The organism is Afifella aestuarii (assembly GCF_004023665.1).
Classification (GTDB): domain Bacteria; phylum Pseudomonadota; class Alphaproteobacteria; order Rhizobiales; family Afifellaceae; genus Afifella; species Afifella aestuarii.
Window position 1 is genome coordinate 1 of record NZ_SAUF01000001.1, and the last position, 12,673, is coordinate 12,673.

At 64.2% G+C, this 12,673-nt stretch carries 14 protein-coding genes and 1 tRNA gene; 4 read left to right on the forward strand and 11 right to left on the reverse strand.

The window, feature by feature from the left end; all coding sequences use genetic code 11:
• Positions 1-238: 238 nt before the first annotated feature.
• Complete coding sequence (locus EO094_RS00005) at positions 239-862, reverse strand: cupin domain-containing protein (RefSeq protein ID WP_205649791.1); 624 nt, start codon at positions 860-862, stop codon at positions 239-241.
• Positions 863-1,141: 279 nt separating this feature from the next.
• Here EO094_RS00005 and EO094_RS00010 point away from each other — a divergent pair, with 279 nt between their 5' ends.
• The 4 genes from EO094_RS00010 to EO094_RS00025 all read left to right on the forward strand — a co-directional run bounded on the left by EO094_RS00010 (position 1,142) and on the right by EO094_RS00025 (position 4,641).
• Positions 1,142-1,885, forward strand: coding sequence for a substrate-binding periplasmic protein (locus EO094_RS00010; RefSeq protein WP_128290321.1), 744 nt, complete (start codon positions 1,142-1,144; stop codon positions 1,883-1,885).
• Between the two features lie 82 nt (positions 1,886-1,967).
• Positions 1,968-2,624 carry an amino acid ABC transporter permease gene (locus tag EO094_RS00015; protein WP_128290322.1) on the forward strand — a complete coding sequence of 219 codons (657 nt, stop codon included), beginning with the start codon at positions 1,968-1,970 and terminating at the stop codon, positions 2,622-2,624.
• Positions 2,621-3,352, forward strand: a complete 732-nt coding sequence (locus tag EO094_RS00020) for an amino acid ABC transporter ATP-binding protein (protein WP_128290323.1) — start codon at positions 2,621-2,623, stop codon at positions 3,350-3,352. Before EO094_RS00015 ends, EO094_RS00020 begins: the two co-directional genes overlap by 4 nt.
• Positions 3,353-3,375: 23 nt before the next feature.
• Positions 3,376-4,641: an NAD(P)/FAD-dependent oxidoreductase gene (locus tag EO094_RS00025; protein WP_128290324.1), complete on the forward strand. Its 1,266-nt coding sequence runs from the start codon at positions 3,376-3,378 to the stop codon at positions 4,639-4,641.
• Positions 4,642-4,801: 160 nt separating this feature from the next.
• Here EO094_RS00025 and EO094_RS00030 read toward each other — a convergent pair.
• The 10 genes from EO094_RS00030 to EO094_RS00075 form a co-directional block, all read right to left on the reverse strand.
• Positions 4,802-4,886, reverse strand: a tRNA-Leu gene (locus EO094_RS00030).
• Positions 4,887-4,927: 41 nt separating this feature from the next.
• Complete coding sequence (locus EO094_RS00035; protein ID WP_164879493.1) at positions 4,928-6,007, reverse strand: hemolysin family protein; 1,080 nt, start codon at positions 6,005-6,007, stop codon at positions 4,928-4,930.
• 59 nt (positions 6,008-6,066) lie between these two features.
• Positions 6,067-6,567 (reverse strand): rRNA maturation RNase YbeY, encoded by a 501-nt coding sequence (gene ybeY, locus EO094_RS00040; RefSeq protein ID WP_128290326.1) that lies wholly within the window; start codon positions 6,565-6,567, stop codon positions 6,067-6,069.
• A 6-nt stretch (positions 6,568-6,573) separates the two neighbouring features.
• A complete protein-coding gene (locus EO094_RS00045; RefSeq protein ID WP_128290327.1) occupies positions 6,574-7,605 on the reverse strand; it encodes a PhoH family protein in 1,032 nt (343 codons plus the stop codon).
• Positions 7,605-8,981, reverse strand: a complete 1,377-nt coding sequence (gene miaB / locus EO094_RS00050) for a tRNA (N6-isopentenyl adenosine(37)-C2)-methylthiotransferase MiaB (RefSeq protein ID WP_128290328.1) — start codon at positions 8,979-8,981, stop codon at positions 7,605-7,607. Before miaB ends, EO094_RS00045 begins: the two co-directional genes overlap by 1 nt.
• Positions 8,982-9,048: 67 nt before the next feature.
• The gene (gene olsA, locus EO094_RS00055) at positions 9,049-9,894 is read right to left on the reverse strand and encodes a lyso-ornithine lipid O-acyltransferase (RefSeq protein WP_128290329.1); all 846 of its coding nucleotides are present in this window, start codon (positions 9,892-9,894) and stop codon (positions 9,049-9,051) included.
• A gap of 131 nt (positions 9,895-10,025) precedes the next feature.
• Entirely contained in the window at positions 10,026-10,505 is a 480-nt protein-coding gene (locus tag EO094_RS00060; RefSeq protein WP_128290330.1) for a GNAT family N-acetyltransferase, read from the reverse strand.
• Entirely contained in the window at positions 10,502-11,239 is a 738-nt protein-coding gene (gene tsaB / locus EO094_RS00065) for a tRNA (adenosine(37)-N6)-threonylcarbamoyltransferase complex dimerization subunit type 1 TsaB (RefSeq protein WP_164879494.1), read from the reverse strand. The genes EO094_RS00060 and tsaB overlap by 4 nt, the downstream gene beginning before the upstream one ends.
• A gap of 45 nt (positions 11,240-11,284) precedes the next feature.
• The gene (locus EO094_RS00070) at positions 11,285-11,839 is read right to left on the reverse strand and encodes a NifU family protein (RefSeq protein WP_128290332.1); all 555 of its coding nucleotides are present in this window, start codon (positions 11,837-11,839) and stop codon (positions 11,285-11,287) included.
• Positions 11,840-11,979: 140 nt separating this feature from the next.
• On the reverse strand, positions 11,980-12,645 hold the full coding sequence (locus tag EO094_RS00075) for an O-methyltransferase (RefSeq protein ID WP_128290333.1): 666 nt from the start codon (positions 12,643-12,645) through the stop codon (positions 11,980-11,982).
• Between the last annotated feature and the right edge of the window lie 28 nt (positions 12,646-12,673).

Consider the following 12,673-nt stretch of genomic DNA (forward strand, 5'->3'; position numbering starts at 1 on the left):
CCCCCCCCCCCGTATCCGGGTCATCTCCTGTGATGAAGGATCCTCCTTAACGTCTCACTGCACCGACCCCGCCGAAGGTGAGTTCGGCGATCGCCGGCGGTGCGGCTTATGCTGCCGCAGCGTCACCAACGCCTTAGAAAAGGCGATCTTGTGGAGACACAATTAAGTTCGAGAAAGATTTGGCCGAGAGGGCGCGGCCTCCGCGCGGAGAGCAGGTTGGTGGCCGAGCTTCGTCCCCTCACCAGACCGGCGGCGTGGTGACCCAAAGGATGCGCGTCCTCGCCTCTGCGAGGTTGCGGAAGCGGTGCGGCAGTCGGCTTTCGAAGGCGAAGGCATCGCCCTCCTTCAAACGGTAGACACTGCCGTCGACGAAGAGCTCCAGGCGGCCTTCCAGCACGACGCCCGTCTCTTCGCCATCGTGGCTGTAGGCTTCCTCGCCCGAGCCGCCGCCAGGCTCCAGGACGATCTCCATCATTTGTAGCGTGCCTTCCTCGTTCGTCGTGAGGAAGGATTTGACCATGCCTTTGGCGCCGAAATCCACCTGCCGGCGCTCAGCCGCACGAACGATGCGCCGGGCTTCGAGTTCGGACTTCGCCTCCATGTCGCCGAAGAGCGTGAAGACCGGCATGTCGAGCACATTGCAGATCGCCCTCAGCGCCCGCACGGAAGGCGAAGAAATGCCCCGCTCGATCTGGCTCAAGAGACCGACCGAGATTCCGGCGCCGTCGGCGACCTGCTTCAGCGAAAGACCGCGGCCGCGGCGGGCTTCGCGGACCGCCGAGCCGAGCGAACGGTCCTCTTCCCCCGGCTCGTTGTCGAGTTCCTGAACGGCCAGGGCTTCGCGCGGGTTCGAACCCATCATCCGTGCGCTCTCTTTTTCATCACCATGAACACAATATGGGATTTCTGCTTTCTGGGAAACCGTTCGGCAGCGGGGTTCGCATTCTAACTCCCCCTGGCTCCTCGAAGCCAATGAACACGCCGACCCTGCCACAAAATCATTCAATTCGCGGGTTTGCGCGTTTATCGGATTTCATGATAATGAACGTATGCGCGTTTTCTTGACGCGTCCGATCGTTAGGCCTCGCTTCAGTTGCGGCGCTTTTATCGATCACAGCGGAAGAAATAAATGGGGAATTTCATGAATATGAAACACGTCGCCTCGCTCGCCTTCGGTCTCGCGATGGCGTTTGCAGCCCCTGCCTATGCCGAATCCGTCAATGTCGGCGTCACCACGACAGGCGTTCCCTTCACCTTCGTCGACACGGCAAGCCAAGAGCCGACGGGCGCGATGGTCGATCTCGCCAAGGCCATCACGGCGGATATCGGCGACGAGGCCGAGTTCAAGGTCGTGGCGTTTTCCGCGCTGATCCCGGCGCTTTCGAGCGGCAAGATCGACCTCATCTCGGCCGGCATGTTCGCCACCGACGAGCGCAAGAAGGTGGTCAACTTCTCCACCCCCGTCTATTCCTACGGCGACGCCATGTTCGTCGCGGCAGACGATACGACGGACTACACCCTCGATGATCTGAAGGGGGAGACGGTCGGCGCGCAGATCGGCACGACCTTTGCCGACAAGCTTCAGGCTCTCGGCACGTTCGGCGAGGTGAAGCTCTACGATTCCATCGCCGACATCATGCGCGACGTGAAGCTCGGGCGCATCAAGGCGGGCTTCGGTGACAAGCCGATCGTCGCCTACCAGATCTCTGAAAAGCCGCAACTCGGCGTGCGCCTCGTGGAAGGCTACGAGCCCATGCAGAAGGGCGATGTCGCTGTGGCCGTCTCCAAGGAAAATTCCGCCCTTCTGGAGAAGGTCAATGGAGCGATCGCGAAGCTGAAAGAGAGCGGCGAGCTCGACAAGATCTTCGCCAAATACGGCCTGTGAGAGGGGCTCTCGAACGTCGCGGTATGATGATCCTTCTCATGCGTGAGGCGGCCTTCGGGCCACCTCACCGGCGAGGTCTCGCATGAGCGACTTCTTCGTCAGTGCGCAAACCTACCTGCCCATCCTCCTCAAAGGCATGTGGCTGACGATTTCCGTCACGCTCCTGTCGCTGGCGCTTGCCACCGCGCTCGGGCTGGTCTGGGCGTTGTTTCGCACCTCGGGCCTCCGCTGGCTTTCCATCTCGACACGCATCGTGGTGGAATTCGTGCGCGGCATCCCGATCCTGGTCGTTCTCTTCTACATCTATTTCGTGATGCCGGAATTCGGCCTCGACCTCACCGCCTTCCAGGCGGGCGTGGCGGGCCTCGCACTCACCTATTCCTGCTATATTGGGGAAACCTTCCGGGCGGGCATCGAAGCCGTCGACCGGGGCCAGGTGGAGGCCGCCAAATCGATCGGCATGAAGACGCCCTTGATGATGCGGCGGGTGGTGCTGCCGCAGGCTTTCAGGATCGTGGTGCCGCCCTACGCCAACAACATGGTGATGCTTCTGAAGGATTCCTCGCAGGTGTCGGTGATTTCGGTCGCCGAACTCACCATGCAGGGCAAGATGCTCGCCTCCTCCACCTTCGACAACATGACCGTCTTCACGCTCGTCGCACTTCTCTATCTGTGCCTGACGGTCCCGCTCAATTTCGCCATGCGCTATGTCGAGGTGAAGATGGGGCCGGCGCGATGATCAAGCTCGAAAACGTCCACAAGAGCTTCGGCGACCATGAAGTCCTGAAGGGCGTCGACGCGGAGATCGACAAGGGGCAGGTCGTGTGCCTGATCGGGCCGTCGGGTTCCGGCAAATCGACGCTTCTGCGCTGCATCAACGGGCTCGAAACCTACCAGGCCGGCCGGATCAGCATCGACGACGAGACCGTCGACGTCACCGCCCCTTCGATCCACGATCTGCGCACGCGCGTCTCCATGGTCTTCCAGCGCTTCAATCTCTTCCCGCACAGGACGGCGATCGAGAACGTCATGGAAGGGCCGCGCTACGTCCTGAAGCAGGACAAGGCTGCGGTGCGGGAGAAGGCGGAGCGGCTGTTGACGCGGGTCGGGCTCGCCGACAAGCTCAACGCCTATCCCGCGGCCCTTTCCGGCGGCCAGCAGCAGCGCGTGGCGATTGCCCGGGCGCTCGCCATGGAGCCGGAGGCGATCCTCTTCGACGAGCCGACCTCGGCGCTCGATCCCGAAATGGTCGGAGAAGTCCTGCAGGTCATGCGGGCGCTGGCGGAAGAGCACATGACCATGCTCGTCGTCACGCACGAGATCCTGTTTGCGCGGGAAGTCGCCGACCGCGTGCTTTTCCTGGACGGTGGCCGCATCGTCGAGGAAGGTGCGGCCGACGAGGTGCTGCGGCAGCCGAAGAACGAACGCACCCAGGATTTTCTACGCCGCGTCACCCATCCGGTTTGATCATCGAACCTTCGGAGACTGCCATGTCAGAACATGTTGCTTCTCTTTGGGCCGCCACCGCCACGCCGGCGCCGGAGACACCGCCGCTCATCGGCGAGGTCAGTGCGGATGTCGCCGTCATCGGCGCGGGCTTTACGGGTCTTTCCACCGCGCTCAGGCTCGCCGAAGGCGGGGCCAAGGTCGTCGTCATCGACGCATACGAGCCGGGCTTCGGCGCGAGCGGGCGCAATGGCGGCCAGGTGATCCCCGGCCTCAAATACGATCCCGACACGCTCGACAAACTCTACGGCGAGGCCACGACAGAATTTGCCGGGCGCACGGCAGATACGACGTTCGCGCTCATCGCCAAACATGGCATCGCCTGCGATGCCGCCCAGCACGGCTGGATCCAGGCATCGCTCAAAGAGAGCCACCTGCCGCTCCTGCGCACCCGCATGGAAGAATGGCAGCGGCGCGGGGCACCGGTGGACATGCTCGACGCGGCGGGCATGGCGGAAAAGACCGGCAGCGAGCGTTTCGCCGGCGGCTGGATCGATCGCCGTGCGGGGCGCCTGCACCCGCTCAATTACGCCCGTGGGCTTGCCAAAGCCGCGATCGCGGCCGGCGTCCGCGTCTGCGGCGACAGCGAGGCGCGTTCGCTCACACGCACAGAGAGCGGCTGGATGATCGCGGTCGGCTCAAGGGGCAAGCTCCGCGCCAATGAGGTGGTGGTGGCGACCAACGGCTATACCGGCAGCTTGTGGCCCAAGCTGAAGGCGACGGTGGTGCCGGCCACCAGCATCCAGATCGCCACCAGACCGCTTCCCGAGGACCTTCTCGCCAAAATCTTGCCCGAGCGCAGCGTCGTCTCGGACAGCCGGCGCATCGCCAATTATTTCCGCATCGGCCCGGAGAACCGCTTCATGATCGGCGGGCGCGGCCCCTTCGGCGCCCCGGAAGTGCCAGGCCATTACCGCCGGCTGATTGCGGCCATGCACACGCTCTACCCGCAGACGCGGGAGCTCGCGATCGACTATTTCTGGGCCGGACGCGTGGCGATGACGCGCGATCACCTTCCGCATGTGCATCAGCCGGCGCCCAATCTCACCATGGCACTCGGCTACAACGGCCGCGGCGTCGGGCTTGCGACCTCGCTCGGCCAGGCGATCGGCGCGCATCTTCTCGACCGCTCAGCACCCCTGCCGCTGAAGCTCACCGACATCACGCCTTTGCCGGCGCACGGCCTGCACCCGATCTACGCCACGGCGATGATCAACTATTATCGGCTGAGAGATTTTTTCGAGAAGTAGGGGCGACAACTTTCGGCGCCCGTTCGCGAGGATGGGCGCCGAGCGTCTCCGCCAAGCCCCAAACCGCACGCCTACGCAGGCGGCAAAGCATCAAAAATGTCGTTGGATGAACGCTTTGGCGGGGTGCCGGCGCGCCGTATTCGGCGCGCCTCCCGAAGAGTGGTGCCCAGGAGAGGACTCGAACCTCCACGCCTTGCGGCACACGGACCTGAACCGTGCGCGTCTACCAATTCCGCCACCTGGGCTCGGGAGCGGGCACCCCCTTAAGCCCTGGCGAGGGGTGAAGTCAATCGGAAGTGTCGCTCGATGACGGACTTTCCGTCGCGCGCGGCTTATCGGCGATCTGAAGGGCCGGCGGGGACCCGGATGGGGCCGGCAAAGCGGGGTCTGCGGCCTGGCGGCTCTTCACCCTTTGCACCAGCCGTCCCTTGCGCCGCTCGCGGATCCTGACCCGCTTGATGCGGCGCGGATCGGCCTCCAGGATCTCGATCTCGAAACCGTCGAGCGCATTGACGATCTCGCCCCGGACCGGGATGCGACCAAGCAGCGTATAGATGAGCCCGCCCACGGTCTCGACCTCCTCGCCGAGCTCGCCCATCTGGAAGGCGGGGCCGATCACGTCGGCCAGCTCGTCGAGTTCGGCACGGGCATCGGCGACGAAGACGCCTTCCGCCACTTTGGCGATATCGGCATCTTCCTCGTCGTCGTGCTCGTCTTCGATTTCGCCGACAATGGTTTCCACGAGATCCTCGAGCGAAACGAGACCGTCGGTGCCGCCATATTCGTCGATGACGAGCGCCATCTGCGTGCGCCCCGCCTGCATCCGCTCCAGGAGCATGCGCGCCGGCATGGAAGGCGGCACGAAGAGAATGGGGCGGATAATGCCGGACGAGCGCAGCGGCTGGCTGAGATCAACGGGCGAGAAATCCAGCGAGGCTGAGAAACGGAAGCGGCGTTCCGTCTCCTCCTCGGCCGCCGCCATGCTTTCAGGCTGCTCCAGATCCTTGCGCGCATGCTCAAGCATCCAGCCCATGACGTCCTTCAGATGGACCATGCCCATCGGATCATCGAGCGTTTCGCGGTAGACGGGCAGGCGCGAATGCCCGGCCTCCTTGAAGGCCATCAGGACGGTGGCGAGCGGCACGTCATGGTCGACCGCGTCGATATCGGCGCGCGGCACCATGACATCGTCGACACGCATATCCCCGAGCTTGAGGACGGCGCGCAGCATGGCGCGCTCTTCCGGCGCGAAGGCTTCTCCGTCGACTTCGTCGGCGGCGAGCACATGTTCGATTTCGGAGCGCGCGGAGCCGTTCGACTTGCCGCCGATCAGGACCTTGAAGCTCGCGCGCAGGCGATCTCCCACACTTTCGGGCGTAGATTCATCGTAAGAAAGCCCCGCAGGACTTCGAGATCGGTCGTCGTTCATGATCCTGGGACCGGAAAGGCAGCATCGGCCTGACGATAGGGATCGGCAATGCCGAGCCGGGCCAGCGCGTCCTTCTCCAGCGTTTCCATCTCCTCTGCTTCACTGTCTATTTGGTGATCATGGCCCAGCAGATGCAAGCAGCCATGCACAAGTAAATGGGCGAAATGGTCGAGAAAAGCTTTCTTCTGCTCTTCGGCTTCACGCTCGATCGTCTCAAAAGCGAAGACGATGTCGCCCAAAAGCGGTCCCGGCGGCTGCGGATAGGACAAGACGTTCGTCGGCTTGTCCTTGCCGCGCCAATCGCGGTTGAGGCGCGCGATCGTCGCATCGTCGGTCAGGACGATGCTGAGCTCCACAGGCTCAAGGACACCTTGCGGAGGCGTCCAGCCGGCCACGGCAAGGGCCGCGTCAACGGCCTTGTCCATCAACGGGTCGAGCTCGCTCTGCGAAGGCCAGGCCTCCGTCTCGCGAATCACGTCGATCGCAACGGGAGACATGTGTCCTCAGAGCTCGCCCTTGGAGACCGCACGGCTTTGCTTGTCATAGGCATCAACGATGCGCTGCACGAGAGCGTGGCGCACCACGTCCTCCGCGCCGAAGCGCACGATCTCGATGCCTTCCACGCCGTTCAGGATGCGCGTCGCTTCCATGAGGCCGGAAATGTCGCCTTCCCTGAGATCAATCTGCGTCGGATCGCCGGTCACCACCATTTTCGACCCTTCGCCGAGGCGGGTCAAAAACATCTTCATCTGCATCGCGGTGGTGTTCTGCGCCTCATCGAGGATGACGACGGCATGGGAGAGCGTGCGCCCGCGCATGAAGGCGAGCGGCGCGATCTCGATCGTGCCGGAAGCGAGAAGCCGCTCCACCTTGTCGGCGGCCATCATGTCATAGAGGGCGTCGTAAAGCGGCCTGAGATAGGGATCGACCTTCTCGCGCATGTCGCCCGGCAGAAAGCCGAGCCTCTCGCCGGCTTCGACCGCGGGGCGCGATAAGATGATGCGTTCGATGTCGCCGCGCTCCAGAAGGGCGGCGGCGAAGGCGACCGCGAGATAGGTCTTGCCGGTGCCGGCCGGACCGATGCCGAAGATGAGCTCGCAACGGTCCATCGCCCGAATATACGTGTCCTGGCGCGGCGTGCGGGCGGTGACGGAGCGCTTGCGCGTGCCGATCTGGGCAAGCTGCACGCGCGAGCCCGTCTCCAGGCTCGGCAGCGACCATTGTGCGCCCGGCGTATCGGCCATGCGGATCGCACCCTCCACGTCGCCCTGCAGCACGTCGTGACCTTCCAGGAGACGCTGATAGAGCGTGTTGAGGATGGCGCGCGCCTGACGCAGCTCGTCCGGCTCGCCGATGAGGCGCACGACATTGCCGCGGGCGACGGCTTCCACGCCGATCCGCCGCTCGATCAGGGCAAGGTTCTGGTCGTATTCGCCGAAAAGAGCGCTCGCCAGACGGTTGTCGTCGAAGACGAGTTCGATCTCTTCCGAAGTCGCGGATCTTTCCCGCTTCGGCCGCGGACGCGACACTGCCATCAGGCGGAAAGCCTTTCCAATGGGGGGCTCATCAGGCTGGCGAAAAGAGAGTTGGCGCCGATCTCATCCACCTTCACGGTGACGATCTCGCCGATCAGATGCGCCGGCGCATCGACATGCACGGCCTGCAGGAAGGGCGAGCGGCCGACGAGCTGGCCTGGACGCCTGCCGGGCTTTTCCAGGAGCACATCGATGACCCTGCCCTGCATGGCCGCATTGAAGCGCGTCTGCTGTTCGCTCAAAAGCGCCTGAAGGCGCTGCAGACGTTCCGACTTCACGGCTTCGTCCAGCTGCTCACGCTCGGCCGCCGGCGTGCCGGGACGAGGCGAATATTTGAAGGAATAGGCCGAGGCATAACCCACGCGGGCGACGAGATCCATCGTGGCGGCGAAATCGTCCTCGCTCTCGCCCGGAAAGCCGACGATGAAATCGCCCGACAGAGCAAGATCGGGGCGCGCCTCGCGCAGCCGGTCGACGAGACGGAAATACTCATCGCGCCCATGACGGCGGTTCATGGCTGCCAGGATCTTGTCGGAGCCCGACTGCACGGGAAGATGCAGATACGGCATCAGCTTGTCGCAGTCGCGATGGGCGGCGATCAGATCGTCAGCCATGTCGCGCGGATGCGAGGTCGTGTAGCGGATGCGCTCCAGCCCCTCGATCTCCGCCAGCTCAAGCACGAGACGGGCAAGCGACCAGTCGGACCCGTCCTCGGCCTCGCCGTGATAGGCGTTGACGTTCTGGCCGAGAAGCATGATCTCGCGCACGCCGGAGCCGACGAGACGCCGCGCTTCGGCGAGGATCTTGGCGACCGGACGGGAGAATTCGCCGCCGCGCGTATAAGGCACGACGCAGAAGGTGCAGAACTTGTCACAGCCTTCCTGCACCGTGAGGAACGCCGTCGGATTGAGCGCGAGCCCGGGACGTGCGCGGGCGCGCGAGGGAATATGGTCGAATTTGTCTTCCGCCGGGAATTCGGTTTCCACCGCCGCGCCGCCTTCACGGGCGCGCGTAAGCGCGGCGCCGAGACGATGATAGCTCTGCGGGCCGACGACGACATCGACGATCGGCGCGCGGCGGATGATCTCCTCGCCTTCGGCCTGCGCCACACAGCCGGCGATGGCGATCTCCACGCGCCGGCCTTCCTCCTTCGCCGCCTCTTTCAAGGGGCGCAGGCGGCCGACCTCGGAATAGACCTTCTCGGCGGCCTTTTCGCGGATATGGCAGGTGTTCAGGACAATAAGATCGGCGTCTTCCGCCGTCTCGACAGCATCATAGCCGTCACGTGCCAGCACGTCCGTCATACGATCGGAATCGTAGACGTTCATCTGACATCCGTACGTCTTGATGAAAACTTTGCGTCTCGCCGTGTTCATGAAAAACGGCGCGTGCTCCTCGCCAAGCGCATCATATACCAGCTTTAACCGAATTGAGCCGCGCTCGCTAGGCCCTTTCAGGCTTAGGTTCAAGCGATATTTCTTCGGCCATGCGCATCACTTTTTGGGGATCGCGGCCGGCATTGAGCTCAGCCACCACCTCTTTGACGAGCGCGCCCGCCGCGCGGGTGACACGCTTGCGGTCCCCGTCGCGCGTGATCGTCACGGGCGGCAGGAAGGCGACATGCACGTCGACGGCCCCCTGTGACATCAAACGGCTCAAATGCGGCAGGAGATCCATATCGCCATACCAGGCGACCCACGGCCGGTGCTGGCGACCGAAAGGCATGCCGAGCATACGGGTATAGGCGATCGCGACCGGCTGCAGCGTGACGGGCCTGCCGTCCGAAAAACTGCGCTGGGCGGCACCGACGATGGCGGAGCGAAAGGCGAGCACCTTGTTGCCATCGGACGAGGTACCTTCCGGGAAAAGCACCATGACATCGCCAGCGACGAGACGCCCTGCGATCTCATCGGCCGCCTTGCCGGTCTGATGGCGCCTCTCCCGGTCGATGAAGACGGAACGCTGCAATTTGGCGAAGAGACCGAAAAGCGGCCAGTCTGCCACCTCCTTCTTGGCGATGAAGGAGACCGGGGCGATCGCGCTCAAGACCGGGATATCGAGCCAGGAGATGTGATTGGCGAGGAGAAGCAGCGGGCGTTCGCCGGCGATCTTCCCATGCACGAAAAGGTGGATATCGAAGAGGCGCAGAACGAAGCGGTGCCAGTAAAGCGGCACGATCTTCGCCCAACGGCCACCGAGCCAGAGGCCCAGCGCCTGTGCCGGAATGGCAAAAGGCAGAGACAGGAGGAAGAGAAAGGCCGCCGCGGCAAGCCGGAGATGTGCAAACATCCGAGCCCTACCCTGCGATCGGCGCCGGCACGGCGCGCACCAAGCGTAGCGAGAGACCGCCGCAACGGCAGGCACTCGCAGGATGCGGACAACGCGGCGTGTCGTGCATGGGCTTGCCTCCGGAGCTGCGGCTAGAGGAGATCCCGGCGCATGACAAGCGCCGGCAGGCGGGTCTGATCATCGCGGGCATAATAGGCCGGCCTTTTGCCGACCTCCTCGAAGCCGAGCTTGCGGTAGAGCGAGACGGCCGCCGCGTTGCCGGCCTCCACCTCCAGATGCAGAGTCGCCACCCGCTCGTGGTAGAGCCGGCGCATCGTCTCTTCGACGAGCCTCTGGGCGATGCCGCGCCGCCGATAGGCGTTCAAGACGGCAAGCGTCAGAACCTCCGAATCGTCCGCTGCCTGACGATAAAGGATGAAGCCGGCCGGCGCCCGACGCGTCACGCGGCCGGTATGGAACGCCACCAGCGCCTTCACGCCATTCTGAGACAGGAAGGACGCGAAATCGCCATCGGTCCAGGCGTGACGGAAGGCGTCGGCGTGGATGCGGGCGAGAATCGGGCTGTCCTCGGAGGTCGCCTCGCGCAGGGTAATCTCGGTGCGGGGTATCATGATGTCTTAAGGCGCCGTCTCAGGGATTTGTCCGTCTGCGGTTTGGCGTCGGGAGGACGCAGGTAAAGCGGTCTTGGCGGGCTCACCGCATGCCCTGAAAGGGCAAGACGGGCGACCATGGCGATGTCGGCGGAGGGACGCGCATCGGCGACGATCGCGGGAAGACCGTCGGCTGCGAGCATCCCCGCAACACCATTGGCGCCCGCGCCACAAAGCACGAGCCCCTCGAACGCATAGGGCGCAAGAAAGGCGGCCGCTTCGTCCTGCACCTCCCGTTGCGAGGCGATGATCTCCTCTCGGGAGGAAATCTCTTCCATGCGCAGGAAGACGTTGCCACGGCCGGCATCAAGGATCGCTGCGACGAGACCTGCCGCACGATGCGCGGCCTCGCCGTGGCGCACGCCCTCGCACAGCGCCTCGAGGACATCGACGCCGAGGGCAGGGATTTGGAGTGCGAGCGCAAGCCCGCGGGCGGCCGCAACGCCGATGCGGATGCCGGTGAAGGAGCCCGGGCCGAGCGTGGTCGCAACCGCCGTCAGGTCGGAATAGGTGGCGGAAGCGTCAGCCAGGCATTCCTCGATCAAGGGGAAAAGCCGCTCGGCATGACCGCGGCCGATCTCCACCTCGCGGCGGGCATGACAATTGATCTTGCCGTCTTGGAGGGTTGCGAGCGCGACGGCGCAAAAAGGTCCGGCAGTGTCGAGGGCGAGAAGCATCACCCCCGCTCTACTCACGGGGGCAATCGCTGTCGAGATGAAGAAAGCGAAGGGCTGACCCGATCAGACCGGGCGCACCTCCTGAACGTCCGGCACGAAATGACGCAAGAGGTTCTCGATGCCGTGCTTCAACGTCGCCGTCGACGACGGGCAGCCGGCGCAGGCGCCCCGCATGTTGAGAAACACGACGCCGTTCTTGAAGCCTTTGAAGGTGATGTCGCCACCATCATTGGCCACGGCCGGGCGCACGCGCGTCTCGATCAATTCCTTGATCATGCCGACCGTCTCACTGTCGGCATTGTCGAAGAACTCGTCGCCGTCCTCTTCCTCATGCGCGTCGGCGAGCACCGGCTCGCCGGAGAGGTAATGCTCCATGATGGCGCCGAGGACGGCCGGCTTCATGTGCTGCCATTCCGCATCGTCCTTGGTGACGGTGATGAAATCCTGGCCGAGAAAGACCCCGGCAACGCCGTCCACGGCGAAGATCCGTTCTGCCAAGGGCGAGGAGGCGGCTTCTTCCGCTGTGCGGAAATCGCGCGTATCGGCCGGCAGCACGTCCCGCCCGGGCAGGAACTTCAGAGTTGCTGGGTTAGGCGTTTCTTCGGTCTGGATGAACATCGAAACCTCATCGCACGCGACAAATGCGCGCCTTCACGTCGTGGACCGGAAATGGACCCGGCGCCCCTCTTCGTCAAGGGCGGCGCAACGAGCAGCATCTCGCGGCAAACCCCTGATCCGCCTGCCGAAGCGGCAGCCCGTCAGGCAACGAGGGCGAGAACGAAGCCGTCCCAACCCTTGGCGCCGACGGTCTGGATCGCCGTCGCGGAGAGCCGCGGCTCTTCACCGATCATCTCCAGGAAGCGGCGCGTGCCGACGACACCCGGCTCGGAGGATTGCGGGTCTCTCACCTTCCCGTCGCGCACGACATTGTCGCCGAGGATGACGGTGCCGGACCGCGAAAGCTTCAGCGCCCATTTAAGATAGGCCGGGTTGTTCGGCTTATCCGCGTCGATGAAGATGAAATCGAAGGGGCCTTCTCCCTCCTCGACAAGGCGCGGCAGCGTCTCGAGCGCCGGGGCGACACGGATCTCGACCTTCTCCGCCAGCCCGGCGCTGGCGATGTTGGCGCGCGCCACCCCGGCATGCTCTTCCGCCGCTTCGAGGCTCACGAGACGGCCATCGTCCGGAAGGGCACGGGCAAGCCAGATCGTCGAATAGCCGCCGAGCGTGCCGATTTCGAGAATGCGTTTCGCTCCCGCCATGCGGGCGAGAAGGTGAAGGAGTTTGCCCTGGGCCGGGGAGACATCGATCGCCGGGAGGCCGGCCGCCTCGTTGGCGGCGAGCGCCGCCCGAAGCGCGTCATCCGACCCCACGACGGTCGCTTCGAGATAGCTGTCGACCGCCTGCCATTCCTTTGTCGTCATCGTTGTCTCCCGCTCGGCCGTCAGACTA

Bases quoted from the DNA above. Each gene is read 5' to 3' on its own strand.
- EO094_RS00060 (WP_128290330.1), bottom strand. From the start codon at position 10,505: ATGATACCCCGCACCGAGATTACCCTGCGCGAGGCGACCTCCGAGGAC.
- EO094_RS00020 (WP_128290323.1), top strand. From the start codon at position 2,621: ATGATCAAGCTCGAAAACGTCCACAAGAGCTTCGGCGACCATGAAGTC.
- EO094_RS00045 (WP_128290327.1), bottom strand. From the start codon at position 7,605: ATGGCAGTGTCGCGTCCGCGGCCGAAGCGGGAAAGATCCGCGACTTCG.
- miaB (WP_128290328.1), bottom strand. From the start codon at position 8,981: ATGAACACGGCGAGACGCAAAGTTTTCATCAAGACGTACGGATGTCAG.
- EO094_RS00005 (WP_205649791.1), bottom strand. From the start codon at position 862: ATGATGGGTTCGAACCCGCGCGAAGCCCTGGCCGTTCAGGAACTCGAC.
- EO094_RS00025 (WP_128290324.1), top strand. From the start codon at position 3,376: ATGTCAGAACATGTTGCTTCTCTTTGGGCCGCCACCGCCACGCCGGCG.
- EO094_RS00015 (WP_128290322.1), top strand. From the start codon at position 1,968: ATGAGCGACTTCTTCGTCAGTGCGCAAACCTACCTGCCCATCCTCCTC.
- EO094_RS00075 (WP_128290333.1), bottom strand. From the start codon at position 12,645: ATGACGACAAAGGAATGGCAGGCGGTCGACAGCTATCTCGAAGCGACC.
- EO094_RS00010 (WP_128290321.1), top strand. From the start codon at position 1,142: ATGAATATGAAACACGTCGCCTCGCTCGCCTTCGGTCTCGCGATGGCG.
- ybeY (WP_128290326.1), bottom strand. From the start codon at position 6,567: ATGTCTCCCGTTGCGATCGACGTGATTCGCGAGACGGAGGCCTGGCCT.
- EO094_RS00070 (WP_128290332.1), bottom strand. From the start codon at position 11,839: ATGTTCATCCAGACCGAAGAAACGCCTAACCCAGCAACTCTGAAGTTC.
- olsA (WP_128290329.1), bottom strand. From the start codon at position 9,894: ATGTTTGCACATCTCCGGCTTGCCGCGGCGGCCTTTCTCTTCCTCCTG.